The sequence below is a fragment of the Paenibacillus popilliae ATCC 14706 genome (genome assembly GCF_000315235.1).
GTDB classification, from domain to species: Bacteria; Bacillota; Bacilli; order Paenibacillales; family Paenibacillaceae; genus Paenibacillus_B; species Paenibacillus_B popilliae.
The window spans coordinates 13,472-32,866 of sequence record NZ_BALG01000080.1 but is presented as its reverse complement, the minus strand read 5'-3'; the positions used below and the strand labels follow the sequence as shown (position 1 = coordinate 32,866).

Annotated in this window: 21 protein-coding genes; 8 read left to right on the top strand and 13 right to left on the bottom strand. The window is 55.3% G+C overall.

The window, feature by feature from the left end; all coding sequences use genetic code 11:
- Positions 1-17: 17 nt before the first annotated feature.
- A complete protein-coding gene (locus PPOP_RS20285) occupies positions 18-203 on the bottom strand; it encodes a peptide deformylase (RefSeq protein WP_093471007.1) in 186 nt (61 codons plus the stop codon).
- Positions 204-298: 95 nt separating this feature from the next.
- Positions 299-1,414 carry an A/G-specific adenine glycosylase gene (gene mutY / locus PPOP_RS07795; RefSeq protein WP_006285627.1) on the bottom strand — a complete coding sequence of 372 codons (1,116 nt, stop codon included), beginning with the start codon at positions 1,412-1,414 and terminating at the stop codon, positions 299-301.
- A gap of 339 nt (positions 1,415-1,753) precedes the next feature.
- Here mutY and PPOP_RS07785 point away from each other — a divergent pair, with 339 nt between their 5' ends.
- The 4 genes from PPOP_RS07785 (at position 1,754) to PPOP_RS07770 (ending at position 3,899) form a co-directional block, all read left to right on the top strand.
- Entirely contained in the window at positions 1,754-2,572 is an 819-nt protein-coding gene (locus PPOP_RS07785) for a sulfite exporter TauE/SafE family protein (protein ID WP_422730629.1), read from the top strand.
- Entirely contained in the window at positions 2,569-2,943 is a 375-nt protein-coding gene (locus PPOP_RS07780; protein ID WP_006285625.1) for a DUF1634 domain-containing protein, read from the top strand. Before PPOP_RS07785 ends, PPOP_RS07780 begins: the two co-directional genes overlap by 4 nt.
- A gap of 20 nt (positions 2,944-2,963) precedes the next feature.
- Positions 2,964-3,440 (top strand): chromate efflux transcriptional regulator ChrS, encoded by a 477-nt coding sequence (locus PPOP_RS07775; protein ID WP_006285624.1) that lies wholly within the window; start codon positions 2,964-2,966, stop codon positions 3,438-3,440.
- A gap of 117 nt (positions 3,441-3,557) precedes the next feature.
- Positions 3,558-3,899: a c-type cytochrome gene (locus tag PPOP_RS07770; protein ID WP_006285623.1), complete on the top strand. Its 342-nt coding sequence runs from the start codon at positions 3,558-3,560 to the stop codon at positions 3,897-3,899.
- 128 nt (positions 3,900-4,027) lie between these two features.
- Here PPOP_RS07770 and acpS read toward each other — a convergent pair whose 3' ends face one another.
- Complete coding sequence (gene acpS / locus PPOP_RS07765) at positions 4,028-4,432, bottom strand: holo-ACP synthase (protein WP_006285622.1); 405 nt, start codon at positions 4,430-4,432, stop codon at positions 4,028-4,030.
- A 281-nt stretch (positions 4,433-4,713) separates the two neighbouring features.
- On the opposite strand from acpS, the gene PPOP_RS07760 reads away from it, so the two are divergent.
- Positions 4,714-5,571 carry an alpha/beta hydrolase family protein gene (locus PPOP_RS07760; protein WP_006285621.1) on the top strand — a complete coding sequence of 286 codons (858 nt, stop codon included), beginning with the start codon at positions 4,714-4,716 and terminating at the stop codon, positions 5,569-5,571.
- Positions 5,572-5,596: 25 nt separating this feature from the next.
- Positions 5,597-5,749, top strand: coding sequence for a hypothetical protein (locus PPOP_RS22650; protein WP_006285620.1), 153 nt, complete (start codon positions 5,597-5,599; stop codon positions 5,747-5,749).
- 229 nt (positions 5,750-5,978) lie between these two features.
- Here PPOP_RS22650 and nadE read toward each other — a convergent pair whose 3' ends face one another.
- From nadE to PPOP_RS07745, 4 genes are all read right to left on the bottom strand, one after another.
- The gene (gene nadE / locus PPOP_RS07755; RefSeq protein WP_006285619.1) at positions 5,979-6,788 is read right to left on the bottom strand and encodes an ammonia-dependent NAD(+) synthetase; all 810 of its coding nucleotides are present in this window, start codon (positions 6,786-6,788) and stop codon (positions 5,979-5,981) included.
- A 93-nt stretch (positions 6,789-6,881) separates the two neighbouring features.
- The gene (locus PPOP_RS07750) at positions 6,882-7,316 is read right to left on the bottom strand and encodes a BrxA/BrxB family bacilliredoxin (RefSeq protein WP_042227882.1); all 435 of its coding nucleotides are present in this window, start codon (positions 7,314-7,316) and stop codon (positions 6,882-6,884) included.
- Positions 7,317-7,467: 151 nt separating this feature from the next.
- The gene (locus PPOP_RS23330) at positions 7,468-7,587 is read right to left on the bottom strand and encodes a hypothetical protein (protein ID WP_006285617.1); all 120 of its coding nucleotides are present in this window, start codon (positions 7,585-7,587) and stop codon (positions 7,468-7,470) included.
- A gap of 152 nt (positions 7,588-7,739) precedes the next feature.
- Entirely contained in the window at positions 7,740-9,491 is a 1,752-nt protein-coding gene (locus tag PPOP_RS07745) for an ATP-binding protein (RefSeq protein ID WP_042227880.1), read from the bottom strand.
- 333 nt (positions 9,492-9,824) lie between these two features.
- On the opposite strand from PPOP_RS07745, the gene PPOP_RS07740 reads away from it, so the two are divergent.
- Positions 9,825-11,087, top strand: a complete 1,263-nt coding sequence (locus tag PPOP_RS07740; RefSeq protein ID WP_042227878.1) for a BaiN/RdsA family NAD(P)/FAD-dependent oxidoreductase — start codon at positions 9,825-9,827, stop codon at positions 11,085-11,087.
- A 53-nt stretch (positions 11,088-11,140) separates the two neighbouring features.
- Here the strand turns inward: PPOP_RS07740 and PPOP_RS07735 are convergent, their stop codons facing one another.
- Both PPOP_RS07735 and PPOP_RS22645 read right to left on the bottom strand, forming a co-directional pair.
- On the bottom strand, positions 11,141-11,545 hold the full coding sequence (locus PPOP_RS07735; RefSeq protein ID WP_006285614.1) for a hypothetical protein: 405 nt from the start codon (positions 11,543-11,545) through the stop codon (positions 11,141-11,143).
- 71 nt (positions 11,546-11,616) lie between these two features.
- Positions 11,617-11,760, bottom strand: coding sequence for a hypothetical protein (locus PPOP_RS22645; RefSeq protein ID WP_159101819.1), 144 nt, complete (start codon positions 11,758-11,760; stop codon positions 11,617-11,619).
- A 223-nt stretch (positions 11,761-11,983) separates the two neighbouring features.
- Between PPOP_RS22645 and PPOP_RS07730 the strand changes: the two genes are divergently transcribed.
- On the top strand, positions 11,984-12,460 hold the full coding sequence (locus PPOP_RS07730) for a MarR family winged helix-turn-helix transcriptional regulator (protein WP_006285613.1): 477 nt from the start codon (positions 11,984-11,986) through the stop codon (positions 12,458-12,460).
- A gap of 56 nt (positions 12,461-12,516) precedes the next feature.
- Here the strand turns inward: PPOP_RS07730 and PPOP_RS07725 are convergent, their stop codons facing one another.
- The 4 genes from PPOP_RS07725 to PPOP_RS07710 all read right to left on the bottom strand — a co-directional run bounded on the left by PPOP_RS07725 (position 12,517) and on the right by PPOP_RS07710 (position 19,241).
- On the bottom strand, positions 12,517-15,273 hold the full coding sequence (locus PPOP_RS07725) for a putative bifunctional diguanylate cyclase/phosphodiesterase (RefSeq protein ID WP_006285612.1): 2,757 nt from the start codon (positions 15,271-15,273) through the stop codon (positions 12,517-12,519).
- Positions 15,274-15,388: 115 nt separating this feature from the next.
- Positions 15,389-16,897 (bottom strand): MDR family MFS transporter, encoded by a 1,509-nt coding sequence (locus tag PPOP_RS07720; protein ID WP_052516595.1) that lies wholly within the window; start codon positions 16,895-16,897, stop codon positions 15,389-15,391.
- A 135-nt stretch (positions 16,898-17,032) separates the two neighbouring features.
- Positions 17,033-18,628, bottom strand: coding sequence for an ABC transporter ATP-binding protein (locus PPOP_RS07715; protein ID WP_006285610.1), 1,596 nt, complete (start codon positions 18,626-18,628; stop codon positions 17,033-17,035).
- Positions 18,629-18,638: 10 nt separating this feature from the next.
- Complete coding sequence (locus tag PPOP_RS07710; protein WP_042227875.1) at positions 18,639-19,241, bottom strand: ECF transporter S component; 603 nt, start codon at positions 19,239-19,241, stop codon at positions 18,639-18,641.
- Positions 19,242-19,395 lie beyond the last annotated feature (154 nt).

Below are 19,395 nucleotides of genomic sequence, written 5' to 3'. Positions count from 1 at the left end.
GCCGTTCGAGAGACGAATCACGTCGAGCAGCGTCCCAGCACGCCGATTTGCGGTGCGGCTATGCCCGCCCCACCGGGGCGGGCATAGCGGGTATCTTTCAAATCATCCAGCAGCGCCAAAGTCCGGTGATTCACCTCGGTAACAGGACGACATATTTTTCGTAGTATCGGATCTCCAAAAGGAAAGATTTCTCGTTGGGCCATGTACGCACTCACCTTCATTTCAAATCGAAAAGGCAGGATGACGTCTACCGTCGGCCTGCCTTTGTCTATTATATCATAGGTACGATGCAGAAATGCTATCCGCTCTGTCCTTGCTCGGCGAAATAAGCATGCAACAGTCGTAAAAATAAGTTCGGGAACGCCAGCCGCTCTATCGCTTCCGGGCCGATCCAGATATATTTGCCGCCGGCAATCGCGCTTGAGGCATCCTCCATTACGCAGCGGTATACGCGCATCTGCCAGTGGATATGACTGAACGTATGCTCTACATCGGTCCAATGCCCTAGCGGCTTCAGCCGTATGCCCTCCGACTGCATCCCTTGCCGCAGCGCCTCCACCGCTTCTTCCTTGTGCAAGTCAAGCAGCCCTCCTGGCTTCGGCGCCAGCAAATGGGGCAGCTCCCACATGCGCGCCAACAGCCCGGCATCCGGGCGCTGGCGCACCAGCACTTTGCCTGCATGCTCCCCTGCGCCTTCCACGACGGCTGCGTAGCGAAGCTCTGGCTTCGGCGGCTTCGCCTTGGTCTTCACCGGCAACATCAGCTCCTCGCCGGCTATCCGCCCGGCACAATGCTCCATGACCGGGCATGGCAGGCACGCCGGGGATTTGGGCGTGCAGACGAGCGCGCCCAGCTCCATCAGCGCCTGGTTGAATTCCGAGGCACAGCCCTCTGGAATCAATTCCTGCGCCAGATGCTCTATATGCGCGCGGGTGCCGGCCTTAGAGATGTCGTCATGCAGGCGGAAGTAGCGCGACAGCACCCGCATAACATTGCCATCGACGGCCGGCTCGGGCCGGTTGAACGCGATGCTCATAATCGCACCCGCGGTATACGGCCCGATGCCCTTCAAGGCCGAAACCTTGGCCTTATCGTCCGGGATGCTGCCGCCGTATTGCTCCTTGACTTCACGCGCGGCAGCTTGAAGATTGCGGGCTCGCGAATAGTAGCCGAGTCCTTCCCATGCCTTCAGCACCTCTTCTTCCGGTGCTTCGGCCAGCGCCTCTACCGTTGGGAAAAGAGCGATGAATCGCTCGAAGTAAGGCTTGACGGTCTCGACGCGAGTCTGCTGGAGCATAATTTCCGATACCCATGTATAATACGGATTCGAATGGCGCCGCCAAGGCAGATCCCGCCGGTTCCCACGGTACCAACTCAGCAACTCCCGGCTGAAATAACGCTTTTGTTCGATCATGACGGCCTCCCGCTCTCGTTTGTTAAATTTAAGGATATTACTTTTTAACGATCTTAACGATAAACAACCTTACGCATTTGTTCAATCCCTCCTCCCGCATTTTTTGCCGCCTCCCGATGGAACTGCGAACAAGATTTTCGCAAAATAGAAAGTATTTTTTTTAATTACCGACAAATTGAAGTCGTTATGTGATATATTTGTACACATCGAAATATATACAAGGGGTTTTTCTTTCGTAACGGTGAAACATCGCTGTTTTCCCGACATCATCATTCTCCTTAGCCTCCGGTTTCTTCTATTTTGAAAGGAGATGGGTTCGTGACGCTCTTTGTTTTTGAAATGCTGCTGATTTCCGTCTTCGCCGGAATCGTCGGATCCGTGCTTGGGCTTGGCGGCGGCATTATCGTCACTCCCGCACTGACGCTGCTGTTCGGCGTCGACATCAATCATGCCATCGGAGCCAGCATTATCTCCGTCATCGCGACGTCCAGCGGATCTACCATCGCATACATCAAGGACCGGATTACGAACCTCCGCGTCGGCATGTTCCTTGAAATTGCGACGACGGTAGGCGCCATTATCGGAGCTTTCTTAGGAGCGATTATTGCGCCTGACTGGCTCTATGTCATCTTCGGTTTGCTGCTGCTGTACTCTGCCCTGGCCATGCTGAAGAAGGCCAAGTCCGACCAGCCGACCGAAGTTGAATCCCATCCGTTGGCGACAAAGCTGAAGCTGCACAGCCATTATTATGATAAAGCCATTCAGCAGGAAGTGCACTATACAGTGGCCAACCCTTACGGCGGATTCGGCGTCATGTACGGCGCAGGCGTCATCTCGGGTCTGCTTGGCATCGGCAGCGGCAGCTTCAAGGTTATGGCCATGGATCTGTTCATGAAGCTGCCGCTCAAGGTATCCAGCGCGACCAGCAATCTAATGATGGGGGTAACGGCGGCGGCCAGCGCCGGAGTCTACCTATTCCGCGGCGACATCGATCCCGTCATCTCCGCTCCGGTCGCACTCGGTGTCTTGATTGGAGCCACCCTGGGCACGCGCATTATGCAGCGGTTGAAAAACAAAACGATTCGCAAGTTGTTCGTACCAATACTGGCCTATGTCGCCATCCAAATGATTATACAAGGGTTAGGTGGTAAAGCATGAACGAACCGGGGGATAAAGAGCAAGAAATGCTTGATGTCGAAGCCGCGGTCAGCACGTTTTTGCGAATTGGCGTCCTGACGAGCGCGTCCGTCATTGTAACCGGACTCATTCTGTTCCTTATTACGGGAGTAAGCGGCTATCCGGAGGGCGAATATCCGACCACCGTCACGGCGATGATACAAGGCATCGCCGCCGGCAGAGCCTACGCGATTTTGATGGGCGGCTTGCTGCTTCTCATCATGACTCCGATAGTGCGGGTTTTTATTTCGATTTTCGTATTTGCCAAAGAGAAAGACTATATGTACGTCGCTATCACATCGCTCGTCTTCGTCATTCTGATGATAAGTCTAGCGTTAGGCAGAGCAGGTTAACGAATTCAGGAGGTGTTCGTATGTTCTCCTTCAACGATATCCCCGCTTCATCGCTCGATGAGATTGATAAAATGATTTTGTCGGCGCTGCACAGCAACAGCCGGATCTCGTATACCGATCTGGCCAAGAAGGTCAACCTGTCCCGCGTGGCCGTACAAGCCCGGATACAGGCGATGATGGAAAACGGTTTATTGGAGAAGTTCACGATCGTCATCAATCCGGAAAAATTGGGCATCCAGGTTTCGGCATTTTTCAATGTTGAGGTGGAGCCCCAATACTTGATGAAGGTCGCAGCGCAATTGGCGAATGAGCCCTGCGTGACGAGCCTGTATCATATGACAGGCCCAAGCAAGCTGCATATGCATGGGCTGTTCGCCTCGAACCGGGAGATGGAGCAATTTCTGCAAGAGAAGGTGTACCCCCTTCCCGGCATTACGAGCGTGGAGACGCAAATTTTAATCAAGCGGTACAAGAGCCGGATGGGCATGAAGCTGTAGACCCGTTGTGAACCTTCTGCAACATTGCGGCGGAAAGCTTGCTTTTCGAGGAATTCCTTTCCTATACTGAGTACAAGATCATAGACAATTCAGGAAGTACCGGAAAGGAAAGGGTCCATGCGCACACGAAAATTAGCGGCGCGCGCCGCGGCGGGTGGAGCGCTGCTGCTCACAATCAGCATGCTGCTTACCGCTTGCGGCGGATCGTCGTCCGCCTCTACCTTGGCAGGGCCTGAGGAAGCGGTCGCCGTCTACAAGCAGCGCTGCATGCAATGCCACGGCAATGAGCTGCAAGGCTTGATGGGGCCGGAATCGAACCTGCAACAGGTTGGGGAACGGCTGTCGAAGGAAGCTATCGTGAATACGATCAAGAACGGGGGCAACCGCATGCCTGCGCAGCGCAACATCGATCCGGACGACATTGACAGGGTCGCCGAGTGGCTGGCCAGCAAGAAGTAGCCGGGCACGGCTGCCGGTCCGGACAGGCAGAACGCAGACGGAAGCGTAGGAGCACATTCCGTGTCTTGTATGGATAGATCTCGCCCCGAATCGAAGCTGTGCGCCGGGCAGGCCGCCTAAGGGCGGTGTTAGTGCCCTTGCTCCGGCAGCCGCTCCACGATCGCCTGGGCCGAGGCGAGGCTCGGCTGATGGGAGATGCTGACGTGAATGTGACAGGAGGAGCCGGACAGGCCGATCCGGTTCCAGGCCGCCTCGCTTAGACAGGCATGCGGCTTGCCGCTTGAATCGGACAGCACTTCGATATCCCGGAAGCCGATCATCGGCCCGATCCCCGTGCCGAACGCCTTCACGACGGCTTCCTTCGCGGCGAACCGTCCGGCCACCCATTCCGTCCGGCGCGCTTCCCGCTGCGCGAGCGCCTCCCGCTCGCCCGCGGTCAAGATCCGCTGCAGGAAGCGCTCTCCGCTGGAGCCATTCAACAGGTGGGCAACCCGCTCCAGCTCCAATATGTCATGCCCGATACCGTAGATCATGAACCTCTGTCCCTTCTTTTCGATTACGCTTGCATTGATATAGAGAGCATACAACTGAGAAGCTGTAAGAAGCAAGTACAAGCTTGGGCGAAGACAGCCGCTCCGGTTCCCGCGAGAGCTGACTCGCGCGGCTCCGGCTTTGCGAACACGATCTGCAGCTTCTTGATTTGCTGCCACGGCTGCTGATCAAAGCAAAGGTCTACTACTCAAACTGGTACATATTGTTTACAATTATAGATATTCATGTCAATATAAAATGGAAAGCAAGGAGGTTGGCTAGATTGAAGTATGGCTTCACCTATTCAGGGCAGGATGGCCGCATCCTGCGCGGGGACGTATTTCTGCCTGCGCAACTGCAGCGTCCAGCGGTGCTCCTCATTGCTCACGGGTACAAAGGGTTCAAGGATTGGGGAATGTTCCCTTATACGGCGGAGCAGATCGTCAATCGCAGCGGACTGCTTACGATGACGTTTAACTTTTCGCATAATGGCGTCGGCTCCTCGCTTGACCGCTTCGATCAGCCGGAGCGGTTCGCGATCAATACGTACGGAGAGGAGCAGACCGACCTTTCCACGCTGCTCGCTTGGGTTGGCTCATCCGAATTCCCCCAATGGCTGTCTGCCCAAGGAGGAAGCTTTACTTGGTCGAAGGAGATGCCGCTGTATCTGCTCGGACACAGCCGAGGAGGGGCAAGCTGCCTGCTGTATGCACTGGAGCACCCGGAGCGTATCGCTGGTGTGCTTACGTGGAATGGCGTGACGAATATGGATTTATTTTCTATGGAACAGAAACAGGAAATGCGGGACAAGGGGCAATCCAAGGTCATCAATGCCCGAACGGGCGAAGCGCTCCCGTTGTCCCGCCTGCTGCTGGACGACCTGGAAGCCAATCGCGGTAAATATGACCTGATTCATCGCGTGCGTGCTGCCCGCTTCCCTCTTGCGCTTATCCAGGGCTCGGACGATCTGCCGGGCTTTCGCGACGGATCAGCCCGTCTGGTCGCCAACTATCCGGAAGCGGAGTGGATGACGATCGAAGGGGGGAGCCATACGTTCAATACGGTCCATCCGTTCCAAGGCACGACACCGGAGCTGGAAGCCGCCATTGAAGCAACCGTTCAGTGGCTGCAGGCCCACTAATTTTCACACATAGACAGGAGATGCTGTGCACTTATTTATGTTGACCCCGCGCCAGTTCGCTGTGTCGGTCCTGACGACGATAGGCGGCCTTACCGCTGCCTATCTGCTCGGTCTGTCGCATGTTGCCGGCTTCCTTGTGCTCGCACTTTGCTCGCGCAACAAGACATGCAATGGCTGAATGATTACTTGTTCTCAGAGGGATGATGGTTTCCCCTTTGATAATGCAATGCAACAAGCGTTTTATTTGATTAGGGCCAAAACTTTTTAGGATTAAGAGTCTTCAAAATAAGGCAAACGTAATCCCAAAGTGTTTCAATATCCGCTTTGTGATGGGAAGTCATTAAAATCGTCGCCTTGTATGGACTCCTCATCTATTCCGTATGCGTTCAACCTTCCCATCCTATCGCTCAGATGCCGGGAATCGGGGCGCGCTTGTGCTCGGTCTTGCGGTAATGCTGTTCGAGCTTCGCTTGAACGTCGGCAGGAACCGGCTTGCCCTCCAGGTAATCGCTGTTGTGCTCATATGACACACCCAGCTCTTTCTCGTCGGTCTGCCCCTCCCACAGGCCGGCGGTCGGCACTTTGCCGATGACACTGTGCGGGACGCCAAGCCGTTCGGCAAGTTGGCCAATCTGGCGCTTGTTCAGGGAGGACAGCGGAGTGATGTCTACGGCTCCGTCGCCCCATTTGGTATAGAAGCCGGTCAACGCTTCGGATGCATGATCGGTACCGACGACGATCAGGCTCAGGTCGAACGCCAGCGCATATTGGGCAACCATCCGTATCCGCGCTTTGATGTTCCCTTTTCCAGGAATACTGATATGGCGCGGTTGAGCGAGTTCCTTGAAGCCTTGCTCGACCTCAAGCGCAACCTCGTTCACCGCCTCTTCGATGTTGGTCTCGACGGTGTGCTTCAACTGAAACGCTTCCGCGACGGCATAGCTGTCCGCAATGTCAACCTGTTCCCCATAGGGCTGGAATACGCCCAGCGTCATATACTCCTGGCCGGATTCTGCAGATAGTTCGTCGGTAGCGCGTTTGCATAAGCCAGTGGTGACGGCGCTGTCGATTCCGCCGCTAATGGCGATCAGCAGCCCCTTCGCAGCAGCGTTGGTTACATACTGCTTCAAAAAATCAACACGTTTGCGGATTTCGGCGTCTACATCGATCTGGGGCTTGACTCCGAACCGACTGATGATTTCCTCTTGTAGGCTCATCTGGATATCTCCCTTCGATCCATCCTATTTCACGATCTGCTCGTATTTATGGAAACATCCCCGCATTAGAGCAACGTGGGGATGAGGCTTGCATTAGCGGCAATGGCAATCAAATGCTGCTGTCAGATCCGCCGCAATCTGCTCGGCAGTGCGGTCTTCTACGCTATGGCGTTCGATAAAGTGCACCAATTTGCCATCCTTCATCAAGGCGATGGACGGGGAAGACGGCGGATACGGCGCAAAGTGTTCGCGCGCTTGTGCCGTTGCTTCTTTGTCCTGACCTGCAAAGACGGTAAATAAATGATCCGGCGTCACTTTATGCTCCAGCGCTTTGCGCACGCCTGGGCGGCATTGTCCTGCTGCACAGCCGCATACAGAGTTCACGACCACAAGCGTGGTTCCCTTCGCCGTCGGCAGCTTCGCTTCGACCTCTTCCTGCGTCCGCAATTCTTCGAAGCCGATCGATGTCAATTCGTTACGCATGGGCTGCACCATATCGCGCATATATTGCTCAAAAGGCATAGACATTTTTACTTCACTCCTCACCCAATAAATAATTCCCCCGATAGACATCACCAGATAGTGCTATCGTTAATATTTTAACCATTTACACAGGAGTAAAGCAAGGGAAAGCCATTCCTTCCGGAAGCGGCTTTCCCTTATCTTGCGCCGTGAGCGCTTATGTGGATGGACGGTTTGGTCCATCCAGCTTTTTGTCAACCGGTATTTTGCCGCGTGTGTCGGCTGTACGGTTGGCTTGTTCCTGCTGCTGTTGCTCCTTGGAATGATTTTTTTGCATCTCCACAGGCCTCCTTCCTGCAGTCTCGCATCTAGTATGCGCACCTACAAAAGAGTCTATCCTTCCCCTGCCGTTCGTGGACGTTCCGCTTAGCAATAATTGCGTGGGCGGCTGTTCCCACACTTCCCTCCCTCATCTATGATAGCTGACGATTAGAGCGTGTTCAACGCGTCCTGCGGATGATGATGTTCCTGTTCTCGCTGCGGTTCTCTTCGCCGCTTCGGATCGATATGGAAGGTAACCAGGAACGTAGTCCCTCTCTCCGACGTATCAATCTCGATCGTTCCTTCATGCCGTTCGACGATACTCAAGCAGAGCGGCAAGCCAAGGCCGGTCCCCTTTGACTTCGTCGTATAGAACGGCTCGAACAGCTTTTCCATGACGGAGTCCGGAATACCTGTCCCGGTATCGCTTACAAGCAACTGCACCCCTTGGGACACGGCACGAGTCGAGATGGTTAGTGTCCCCCGCTTCTCCATTGATTCCATCGATTCCAGTGCATTGCGCGACAGGTTTAGGATAAGCTGCTTCATTTCCTTCGTATCCAGGTACAACTCCGGAATATTATCGCCCAATTGAAAGATTACCTCCTGGCCGCGCAGATTGGCATCTGCACTCAGCAGCGGAGACAGCTGATTCATAATATCGTGGAGATGGACCATTTCCTTCTCGACGATGCGGTTTTGCGCCAACGCTAGGAAATCGTTGATGATCCCGTTGGCACGGTCGATCTCGTCCATGACAATCCGGTAATAGTTCTTCATATTTTCGGGGCTCTTCTCCTGGATCAATTGCATGAACCCGCGAATGACTGCCATCGGATTGCGGATCTCGTGCGTAATACTGGCAGCCATCTGGCCGACCAGATGCAGCCGTTCCATGTTGCCGATCTCGGCGCGGAGCTTGGACAGCTCGGTTACGTCATGGGCCATGCCGACCGCGCCGACAATCTCCCCGGCCTCTTGACTGTAGATGGACTTGGCCAGAATATAGTAGTCACGTTCACCAAGGCGAGCGACTTCTCCTTCGACGGCCCCTTTTTGCAAAGCCCATTGAAGCAGGATGAACTTATTCGGCTCATCTCCCATCCTCTCCAGCAAATCCCGCAGGGGACGCCCCATTAATTGTGCCCTCGTCACGCTCGGAACCTGCAGCTGGATCGCTGTGATCATCATATCGTTGATAGCGGTAATATGGGTATCCGCATCAATGGCAATGACGCAGAGCGGAGCCGTATTGAGAATCTGATTGAGCTTCTCGACCTCCTCCCGGTATTGACGGGAAACAATCCGATATCCCTCCTGCAGGAACGTCTTCTCCCTTATGCCCTCCATCATATACAGGACCAGGCACGCGGTAAGTAGAAACACAATGCTGAATAAGACGAAAAAGGGAGAGCCAAGGGCTCCGCCAGCAGTCTCAACCGGAGCGGTTCGGAGATACACTGCATAGATAATGTTGTAGACGAGCAGGCCAAGTAGCGAGAAGGAAAGAATGATGACAAGCCGCATTCGCAAGCCGGATTGGCGAAATCTGTTAATAGCAATAAACAATAGCGGGGTTAAATAAATCAGGGTATCATCCCATTGGCTCCCCGGCAGTTGATATAGTGGATAAGCGATAATAAAAATGGTATAGATCGCCACTACCACCAATCCGATGCGGTACCCGCCGTATAGTACACCCAGCATAAAAGGAATCAGCCGAAAATCGAATGGCTGCGAAGCCTCCGCATAATGGTAGGAGAACAGGATACACAGAAATACGGAAATCACGGAAGCCGCTCCGACAGCAAGCCGAGTCAGTAATGGTCGTGCCGACTGAATGGAACATAGCTGGCAGGAGAAAGGCGGTATACTAGCAATCAGAACTTGCAGAAGGATTTCCTTTAAAGCGATGTACATGATTTCTCTCCTCTGGCATGTTGTGGAATGCATTGATTAAAACATAAATGCCGGGGTTTGACAATGGAGCGAACCATCTTTTAGGCATTTTTCAACATTATGCGATACAATAAGGGACGAAACGACTTGAAGTCCAGCGGTATGATGGTAAGCCCCTGATTTTTGAGAATTGGAAATTCAGCATAAGCGTCTTTAAACTTGTTGATCCGCTTCGGGAATAGTGAACACCTTGGTATTCAGTCTCAAGGGAATTCCTCCTTTCCATAAGGGATTCAGAGAACGGACAGAGAATCAAAACTGCCTTCAGAAAATACGATGCGAGGAGTATACGACATGAAAGAGACCGATATTATAGTTATCGGCGGCGGACCGTCAGGATTGATGGCCTGTATTGCTGCAGCGGGGCAAGATGCGAACGTGCTGCTGATCGACAAAGGGGACAAACTGGGTCGCAAGCTCATCATTTCCGGCGGCGGACGATGCAATGTAACGAATAATAAAGATTTGGATGAGATGATTCGGCATATTCCAGGGAACGGGAGATTTTTACATAGCGCGTTTTCTCATTTCAATAATCAGGATATTATTCGCTTCTTCGAAGGACTAGGCATCGCGTTGAAGGAGGAGGATAACGGCCGGATGTTTCCGGTGTCCGACAAGGCGAGGACCGTTGTCGAAGCTCTAATCGGGGAAGTCCGCAAGCGGGGCGTCACGATGATGACGAACCGGCCCGTGTCCGGGGTCGTCTACGCGGATGGCAGCGTGGAAGGCGTCCGCCTGTCGGATGGCACGGTCATCCGCGCAAAGTCGGTCATCGTCGCGACAGGAGGAAAGTCCGTTCCCCGCACGGGCTCTACCGGCGATGGCTATCCTTGGGCCGAAGCTGCCGGGCATACGATTACCGAGCTGTATCCGACGGAGGTGCCGCTGACCTCTCAAGCTTATTTCATCCGCGAGAAGCTGCTGCAAGGCCTGTCGCTTCAAGATATCCGTCTTACGGTGTGGAACGACAAGGGCAAAAAAATTATACAGCACGAGGGGGATCTCCTTTTTACGCATTTCGGCCTATCCGGGCCGGCCGCGCTCCGCTGCAGCCAGTTCGTTATCAAGGAGAGGAAGCGAACCGGACAGAAGACGGTACTGCTGACGATCCATATGAAGCCGGAGCTCAGTCCAGAGGAACTGGTAGGGCAGCTGATGGAGCGGTGGAGCCAGGAACCGAAGAAAACGCTCAAAAATATACTCAAGCACCTCGTCCCCGAGCGAATGGTGCCCATCCTGCTCCAGCAAGCCGGCATTGAGGAAAGCGTTACCCGTGATCATATTCGCACACAGCCGCTGCAAGAGTTGTGCCGCCTGATTACGTCCTTCCCCGTCAAGGTGAACGGTACTTTATCCATAGAGGAAGCGTTCGTCACCGGCGGCGGGGTCAGCTTGAAGGAGATTGACCCGCGCACGATGGAGTCGAAGCTGATGCGAGGACTTTTTTTCTGCGGCGAGATTCTCGATGTGCACGGGTATACGGGCGGCTATAACATTACGGCCGCATTCGCTACCGGATATACGGCCGGGAAGCATGCAGCCGCCTTTTTATAACAAACAAAGCGGCTCCACTCTCTGTCGGGAGTGAAGCCGCTTCTTGGGCTGCCCTAGATATGAATCCCTCCCGGGAACTGGTTCGTATCGTCATTCCAGCCCATCGCGTCCTCTTCCCGCGCCGCGAGATCATCATGACTCGACGCGGCCCAGGCATACCGGTCATCGTCTGCCCAATCCTCATTGATCACATGTGCCGGGATCGGAATGAGATCGATATTATAGGCATCATTCACGATTGCCGATTCGGTCATAGCTCCCGCTTCCACAAGTGTGCCGCTGTGAACCTCGGCAATTTCAATCGCCGAGGTCAGATCTCTCTTCTCCACATGAATTTGAAGCTCCATGCGGTAATGGCCGTCATAGACCGGCTCATAACCGAGCTCTTCCAAGGTATCGAAAGCCAATTGGGCACTTGCGGCATCCAAGAACCGGAACCGGATAGCGGCTGCTTCCATGTCTTGCCCTCCTCTTTCTCCGCTTTGGACATAATATGCCCGCAAGACCGGAATCTCATCCGTTCATTGGCTCACGGGCCGCATTCTCCTTCTCTTCCTTCGTCTTCTGCTTCCAACCCGCCTGCCAACGCCCAGAGGAAGCCGGGAGCTGACGCCAGCACCTGATCCATGTGGGTCGCCGCTTGCTGCAGATGCGATGAGCGATACGAGAACATCGAAGGCACGTCTCCTTCAATACAGGAATGGCTCCTATTGCTTATTCTCTTACCGGCTTTCTCTTCTGCTATTGTCCGCTGAATGGAGCTGAAAGATCTCGATCAAATTTAATATTCAAAATTTATTGCACTTTTTATCCGAAAATGTGATCTATGACATGTTGGACATCAACTTGAGCTTATACGATGAAGAGGTAACCAGTAAAGCGAGGTGGAAAGGACTATGTCTGAACGGGGGGCGCAACGCGACACCGACGAAGCCCTGCATTTGTTCCGCGTATTCTCCAAAGCTTTCAAGAGCGTCTCTGATCATGCGGCAGCGGGCTGTAAAAAACAAGGATACAACCCGACCGACTTCGCTGTACTTGAAATGCTCTATCATAAAGGACCACAGCCGATACAACAAATTGGGGCGAAACTGCTACTACAGAGCGGCAATGTCACCTATGTCATCGACAAGCTTGTACGCAACGGCCTGGTGCAGCGCCACCCTTGCTCCAAGGATCGGCGCGTCATTTTCGCCGAATTAACGGAACAGGGCCGGACACAGATGCAGAGTATTTTGCCGAAGCAAGCCCAGACCCTGCGCCGCGCACTAAGCGGGCTGACCTTGGAAGAGAAGGCCCAAGCGATACTTTTGCTCAAAAAGCTGGGTATTCAAGCGGAAAAGCTCAGTCTTGTCACAAAAAAAGAGGGCTAAAACGAGAAGAAACGGCCGCGGATGCGAACGCCGTTTCTTTACTCATTGGGGAAATATTATGTCTGGCCTCCCGCCGCTTCCGCGATGGCTCTCCCATCCGCATAATGAGAGAATTGGTGGAAGCGTGCCACGAATTCCGATGCAGGCAACGGATGACTGACATAGTAGCCTTGAAAATGGTTACAACCCAACGACTCCAAGTAGTGGAATTCCTCGGCCGTCTCCACGCCTTCCGCTATGACGGTGAGATTCAAGCTTTGGCCGAGTTGAATGACGGCCTGCACAATCGCTGCGTTGACCGGATCCGCGGACAGATGCCGGACGAAGGAACGATCAATCTTCAAGGTATGGGCATGCAAGGTCTTCAACCGCTCCAACGAGGAGTACCCGATCCCGAAGTCGTCAAGGGCAATGTTCATGCCGCGCCTCTTCAGCTGACGCAGGACATGATTGGCTTGTCTGATATGCTTGTGGACATACCCTTCCGTTATCTCCAGAACCAATTGCTCCGGTTCGAACTGGGTCTCCTGCACGATACGCTCCACCATTGCCACGAAATCCGGATTCAAAAACTGCCTTAGCGACACGTTCACCGACATGCGAAGTGGCGGCATGCCCTGCTGCTCCCTCCATTGGCGATGCTGCATGCATGCGCTGCGCAGCACCCACTCGCCAATCGGAATGATTAAACCGGTTTCTTCCGCGACCGGAATAAACTGCGAAGGCGGTATATAGCCTTGCTGCGGGTGCATCCAGCGCAGCAGCACCTCGACAGCGACGACCTTCCCGGTGCGATCGACAATCGGCTGATAGTGTAGCGTCAGCTGGTCCCGTTCCTTGGCCTTGTACAGCAAGCTTTCAAGCAGCATGCGACCGGAAGCCAGATCCGGGTGAATCTGATCGAAGAACATGTAAGACTGCCCACCCCGCTCCTTCGCCGCATACATCGCCGTATCGCCTTGCTTGAACAGGGCGGACAGCGTATTCCCGTCATCGGGATAGAGCACAATCCCGATTGAAGCCGAGATGAATAGCTCATGCGCGTGAATGGAGAAGCGTTCGCGGAAATGCTGGAGGATGCGATGCGCCAATTTTTGGGCCCCCTCGCGTGTTCCCTTCTCCAGCATAATGACGAATACATCGCCGCCCAGTCTGGAGCACAAGTGGGCTCCTTCCTGCTTCGATAAACAATGGAGCAGGCGCTGCCCGGCTCGAACGAGCAGCATATCGCCGATCTTGTGGCCGAGCGAATCGTTAATGTACTTGGAGCGATCGAGATTAATGAACAGCAAAGCCAGGGGTGTGGCATCTACCTCGGCCCGTTCCAATGCCTTATCCATCTCTATCGTGAAATAATGGCGGTTCGGCAGTTGGGTGAGTGGATCGTAATAGGCCAACCGCTGCAAGTGCTCTTCCGATTTTTCCAGCAGCTTCGTCTGTTGCACAAGATACTCATTCATCCGGTGAAGCTCGCGGAATTGCGCGGCATGTCTCTCAGCCATGGCGCCGAAATTCAACATCAGGGAGCGAATCTCTCGGACGCGGCTATCCGGCCATGCTTGCCGCTCACACTCCGCAATCGTACCCGGAACAACGCTCGTCATCTGGTTCAACCCGTCAAGAGAACGAATGAGAGAACGGCTGACCATAACCGCGCTCCCTGCTACAATGCCCCACACGGCCAGCATAACGGCCAGCTCCCATACATAAAAAGAGAGGATACCCGGCAGGAACGTATCACTCGGGAGAAAGGCGATCACCGCCCCTGCCCTTCCGGCCTCGCCAAAGCGTTCCAGCACATAGTAGCAGCCCTTCCAGCGACAGGTTCCGTAATGGTAGTTCTCCATTCCCGGCAGGACGCGATAGAAGCCGGCGACCCGGCTTCGCTCCACTCCATCTCCCGACGCCAACGTTTTGGGCACGGGAAGGGCGGTTCGCACCGCTCCCGCCTCCTCATACAATCCCCTTCGGTAGTCTGCCCACATCCGGTCGCTCCAGGCGAACATTACGCCATGCTCGTCCGTCAACGCGAATTTGATGACGCCGTCCAGCGACTCCTCCTTCAGGAGACGCTCCACCAGCGATACGTTCGCCCCTACGCCAGGCCCATTCCCCGGGAGCCGCGGGCTCGATCCTTCCAGCCCCCGCAGCGCCTCCTCGGCCCGGATCGACTGCTCCTTCAGGAGGGCATACGCCTCGCGCTCCAATTCTGTCATCAATTCGATGCTTCCCAGCTTCATGTGCGAGAGGAAGGAGAGAAGGACAGCGACCAGCGCCAGATGAAGGATAACGCGCTGAAGAGAAATCGGCCGGTCGGCGCTGTGTCCGAGCAGCCGCTGCCACGGCACGTAGGCAAGCATCATATCGGCGAGAAGCGCATTGGCGATACCGTTGACAGCGGACATCATATATTGAAGCATGGCCTCTGTCCCGAACACGCCGGTTCGCATCAAGAACAGTAACATGATTCCCGGGGCTCCGATCGCAAGCCAGAACAAGCTGTCCCAGAACAACAGCCTCCGTCTGTGGCGATAGAGAAAGCCCAATACGGCAAGCTCCAATCCGATGAACGCCAGCATATCGATATCATATCCGGCGACATACAGGACCAGTGCGGCCAGCCCGGCGAACGCCATCGTTCGGACGGCACCGAATAAGACAAAAGCCACAAGGAAGAAGGCCCCGCTCAGAGCAAATTCCACGCCGAACGGGAACTTAATTTCCGCTTGGGAGCCAATGACCCCCAGCAGGATAAGTGAGATGTAAGCAAGACCCGTACGTCTTGAGTTCGGCAGTACCGAGGTATACGGCATAGAGGACGGCTCCTTTGGCTGAAGGTAGTTCGACAATTCCCCTATATCCATTCGACACAAATCCATATTTTCCTACTTTATGTTTAAAAAAACCGCTCCGCAAGGGATGGTCGGTTCAATGCGATTTGCTGTTCAGCTTGCCCTTCGGCATCAGCAAGGTGCATCCAAGGCAGATAATGGCGACGGCCGCCATCACGAGGAACACATTCTTGAGTCCGATCTCCAGGAACGTGCGCAGACTGTTCATGACATCCGGCGTCAGTCGGTTGGCGCTCTCCGGGTTCAACAACTGGTTCAGATCATCGTCTGAAATGCGCGAAGCGACGTCTGGCCCGGCAAGTCGTACCATGGACGCGATGCGTTCATTTAGGAAGGTGCCGAGCGCCGCGATGCCGATGGTCTGGCCGAGCGTACGCACGAACGTGTTCAGCGCCGTTGTAGCGCCTCGCATATTCCAATCGACCGACGACTGGACAATAATCGTGAACACGGTAATCGAGAACCCGAAGCCAAGTCCCGATACCGTCATCAGCGCGACGATGATCCACATCGACGTGGCGCTCGTAATGGATGCCAGCCAAATCGATCCGGCGGCAATGAGCGTCATGCCGAGGGAAGAGGTCAGCCGCGGGCCGATGTTGAGCAGCATGCGGCCTCCAATAATCGAACCGATGAGCCAACCGATGGACATCGGCGTCAACGCCATGCCGGAGCTGGTGGCGCTACGTCCCATGATGCCCTGAATCCAGAGCGGCATGTAAGAATTGATACCCATCAGCACGCTGCTGACGAGGAAGCCGACGAGATTGGAGATGGCGATGTCCTTAATGCGGAACAACTGGAACGGAACCATCGGTTCCTGTGCCGTTTTTTCGATACGGTAGAACCAGATGAGGAACACCGCAGCCAAGCCGAGCAGCGCGAACATCCATGGGGATGTCCAGGCAATGTTCTGCCCGCCGGTAATAATGGCGAACAATAAGGCCGTCATCCCAATCGAGAAGGTCGCCGCACCGGCGTAATCGATCGGCTTCTCCTTCTTCTCCACCTTCTCATGGAACAGCTTGGCGATCATCCATACCGAAATCATGCCGAACGGCACGTTAAAGAAAAAGATCCAGTGCCAAGAAAGCGAATCGACAAAAAATCCGCCCACCAATGGGCCGACCAGACCGGCTATGCCCCAAATGGAGCTGAATAGCCCCTGAATTTTGGCGCGTTCCTCCAAGGTGAAGATATCCGCCACGATGGTGAAGGTGGCGGGCATGACAGCACCGGCGCCGATTCCTTGGATGGCCCGGAACAGAATCATTTGCGTCATATTGGAAGATGAGCCGCACAGCATGGAGCCGACGACGAATAAAATAGAGCCGAAAATAAAGATTTTTTTGCGGCCGAACAGATCAGCTAGCTTGCCGAACAAGGGCGTCGAGATAGCCGTCGTCAGCAAATAGGCGGAATAGACCCAACTGATAAGCTTGAGTCCCCCCAGATCGGAGACGATCTTCGGCATCGCAGTGCTGACGACCGTAACCTCAATCGCCGCCAAAAATGTTGATAATAACAGGGCCAGCGTCACCAGCTTCCGTTCTCGCCCGGCCTGCATCGTTGCAGTGCTTCCCATTGCTTCATTCCCTTCTCTATCACTTGCTCTCTGTTTCTTTTCAAACTGGTCCTGCATCTCGTCACGCATGTTGCCGGTATCTGCTATCTTAGCATGCTCTTGTCTAGGCCGCGATCCGGTCGGATTCACGTAACGCTATTCCGGCCCTGGGCTCCACCGCACGTCCGCGCCAAACCAATGGCCCGCCTCCATATAGGCCGAAGCCAACTGCGGATGAGCAGTCTCATCCCATATGTTGTCATGGGTGATGACGATCAAGCCGCAGCCCCGCTCGACCTGTGCAAGGGACCAGTCCCGTATCAGCGCGGCGCCCTCGGCATCGAGACCCGCTGTCGGCTCATCGAGCAGCAGCACGGCGGGCCGGTGCAGGCCAGCCAACGCGACACAAAGCAGCCGGATAGCTCCGGCAGGCAGATCGTGAGGATGGCGGCGACGATTACGGGACAGCCCCGTTGTCTGGAGCAGTTCCTCTGCCATCGCCGCAACGGACTCTTCCCGTGTGGCCTGTGCCGGCGACACCGAGGCGTTTAAGCGGCTGCTCCGCCAAGCCATACCGGCCGCATCGAGCGCTTCTTCTTCAACGGTACGGCCGAACAGTCCGGCTTCCGGCTGCTGCGGGACATACCCGATCAGGCGGGCCGCTTCGTAGACGGAGCAGCGCTGCAGCGGCTGTCCAGCCAGCCGAATCTCTCCGGACATCCGTCCCGCTTGTCGCGGCATGCCCTTCGTCAGCAGCTTGAACAAGGTTGATTTGCCTGCTCCGTTCGGTCCGCGAAGAAGCAAGCATTGCCCCGGATACAGCTCGAACGAGACCTCGCGAAGCGCCTGTTCCCGGCCGTTGGAGTTCTCGATATCCTTCCGTCTTTTCCCATACCGGAACGAAACGCCCCTCACGTGGAGGACGGGGGCTTCCCCTGGATGCTTGCCAGGCAGCCGCTCCGCCCTATGCACAGGGACTCCGGCTGGCCTCTTATCCGGCACAGCGATTGGCTGCACAGATGGCCGCACCGGCGCAGCCATCCGCAACTTGTCCAATGCGGTCACTTCTGCTTCTTGCAGGACACCATCATAGATGATGCGCCCCTCCTTCAGCAACAGCAGCCGCACATCGGGCAACCTCCCGATCCAATCTTCCAGCCGGGCCCCGGCCAGCACCGCCGTTCGCCCAGCCTGCCGCCCCGCGCGAAGCGTCTGCAGGAACCGTTCCCGGGAGGCCTCATCCAGATGACTCCACGCCTGGTCTACGATAAATACCTCCGGGTCCATCGTCATGACCGAAGCGAGAGCCGTCCGCTGCTTTTCTCCCCCTGACAGATCCGTAATCGGCGCCTCCCGCAGCGATTCCAACCCGAACCTATCCAATTGCTCCTCCACCCGGCACATTATCTCATTTGCAGGCAGCCCCATATTTTCCGGGGCGAAGGCCAGTTCGTCCTCAACGGTACCGAGGATAAGCTGGGAATCGGCATCCTGCAGCGCCAAGCCGACCAATGCGGTCGGCATGCCCTCCGGCGGCGCCAACTTCCCTTGCAGCGTACCTTCATGGGGCTGCATCACGCCGGCCAGCAGCTTGCACAGCGTCGTCTTGCCGCTGCCGTTCGCTCCGGCGATATAGACGATATCGCCCCGGCACAGCGTGAAGCTGCAATCGCAGAGGGCCGGTTCGTCCGCGCCCAAATAGGTAAAGGTCACGCGCTCGATGCGCATGACCTCTTCACGCAAAAATTCCATTATGGCCCCCCTATCCCCGATGCTCGCGGTAGGCCTGCCCCAGAGCAAACGGGCGGACAGCCCGGGCGGGTGCCAGCCGATCGCCGATCAGCTTCGTCAATACGCCGCAAAGCACAAGGCCGCTGAGACAGCGAATCACGATCGTCGCAACCCATACCCACGTCTCATAATAAATGTAACCGAACATGAAGGCGGAGACGACGAACCAGATCGGGACCGCAGCCAAGCTGATAAAGAGCATGGCCCCCCAGTCGTAACGTCGGTAACGGAACAGATACAGCAGCGGCTCAATGACGATGCCGTAGCATAGCGCGGCCGCAATCGCCGACCAGGCGCCGTAGGCGGTGCCGACTAGGATCTGAACGACGGCGCCGAGCGCATAGGTCAACATTGCCGCGCCTGGCTTGCGAATTACATAGGCGGCCAGCAGGCCGTAAATCATATATAACCCTACGATGGATGACGTCAGCATCGGTCCGCCCAACGAGTGCAGCAGCTTGTTCAGCCAGGACAAGCCGCTCGTGAGCACCCCGTTCGCCGCGGCCAGCAGGGCCATTAGCACCCATTCGCTCAAGGTAAGCGAGCGCCATAATCGCGTGTTGGATGATGTCATCTGCGATCAACTCTCCCTTATGCGGATATGCGGAAGGATGCGATAGTCCAGCATCCCTTTTCTTCTTTACACGTTACAAGCCATGCGCTGGAAATGCAAGTAAAAAAGCGGGGCTCGCCTGCGCCCGGACCGTGAAGCCCCCGGTCCGCGGGGC

Excerpts from the sequence above, each read along its gene's own strand:
- PPOP_RS20285 (WP_093471007.1), bottom strand. The coding sequence starts at position 203 with ATGGCCCAACGAGAAATCTTTCCTTTTGGAGATCCGATACTACGAAAA.
- mutY (WP_006285627.1), bottom strand. The coding sequence starts at position 1,414 with ATGATCGAACAAAAGCGTTATTTCAGCCGGGAGTTGCTGAGTTGGTAC.
- PPOP_RS07785 (WP_422730629.1), top strand. The coding sequence starts at position 1,754 with ATGCTGCTGATTTCCGTCTTCGCCGGAATCGTCGGATCCGTGCTTGGG.
- PPOP_RS07780 (WP_006285625.1), top strand. The coding sequence starts at position 2,569 with ATGAACGAACCGGGGGATAAAGAGCAAGAAATGCTTGATGTCGAAGCC.
- PPOP_RS07775 (WP_006285624.1), top strand. The coding sequence starts at position 2,964 with ATGTTCTCCTTCAACGATATCCCCGCTTCATCGCTCGATGAGATTGAT.
- PPOP_RS07770 (WP_006285623.1), top strand. The coding sequence starts at position 3,558 with ATGCGCACACGAAAATTAGCGGCGCGCGCCGCGGCGGGTGGAGCGCTG.
- acpS (WP_006285622.1), bottom strand. The coding sequence starts at position 4,432 with ATGATCTACGGTATCGGGCATGACATATTGGAGCTGGAGCGGGTTGCC.
- nadE (WP_006285619.1), bottom strand. The coding sequence starts at position 6,788 with ATGAGCCTACAAGAGGAAATCATCAGTCGGTTCGGAGTCAAGCCCCAG.
- PPOP_RS07750 (WP_042227882.1), bottom strand. The coding sequence starts at position 7,316 with ATGTCTATGCCTTTTGAGCAATATATGCGCGATATGGTGCAGCCCATG.
- PPOP_RS23330 (WP_006285617.1), bottom strand. The coding sequence starts at position 7,587 with ATGCAAAAAAATCATTCCAAGGAGCAACAGCAGCAGGAACAAGCCAAC.
- PPOP_RS07745 (WP_042227880.1), bottom strand. The coding sequence starts at position 9,491 with ATGTACATCGCTTTAAAGGAAATCCTTCTGCAAGTTCTGATTGCTAGT.
- PPOP_RS07740 (WP_042227878.1), top strand. The coding sequence starts at position 9,825 with ATGAAAGAGACCGATATTATAGTTATCGGCGGCGGACCGTCAGGATTG.
- PPOP_RS07735 (WP_006285614.1), bottom strand. The coding sequence starts at position 11,545 with ATGGAAGCAGCCGCTATCCGGTTCCGGTTCTTGGATGCCGCAAGTGCC.
- PPOP_RS22645 (WP_159101819.1), bottom strand. The coding sequence starts at position 11,760 with ATGTTCTCGTATCGCTCATCGCATCTGCAGCAAGCGGCGACCCACATG.
- PPOP_RS07730 (WP_006285613.1), top strand. The coding sequence starts at position 11,984 with ATGTCTGAACGGGGGGCGCAACGCGACACCGACGAAGCCCTGCATTTG.
- PPOP_RS07725 (WP_006285612.1), bottom strand. The coding sequence starts at position 15,273 with ATGCCGTATACCTCGGTACTGCCGAACTCAAGACGTACGGGTCTTGCT.
- PPOP_RS07720 (WP_052516595.1), bottom strand. The coding sequence starts at position 16,897 with ATGGGAAGCACTGCAACGATGCAGGCCGGGCGAGAACGGAAGCTGGTG.
- PPOP_RS07715 (WP_006285610.1), bottom strand. The coding sequence starts at position 18,628 with ATGGAATTTTTGCGTGAAGAGGTCATGCGCATCGAGCGCGTGACCTTT.
- PPOP_RS07710 (WP_042227875.1), bottom strand. The coding sequence starts at position 19,241 with ATGACATCATCCAACACGCGATTATGGCGCTCGCTTACCTTGAGCGAA.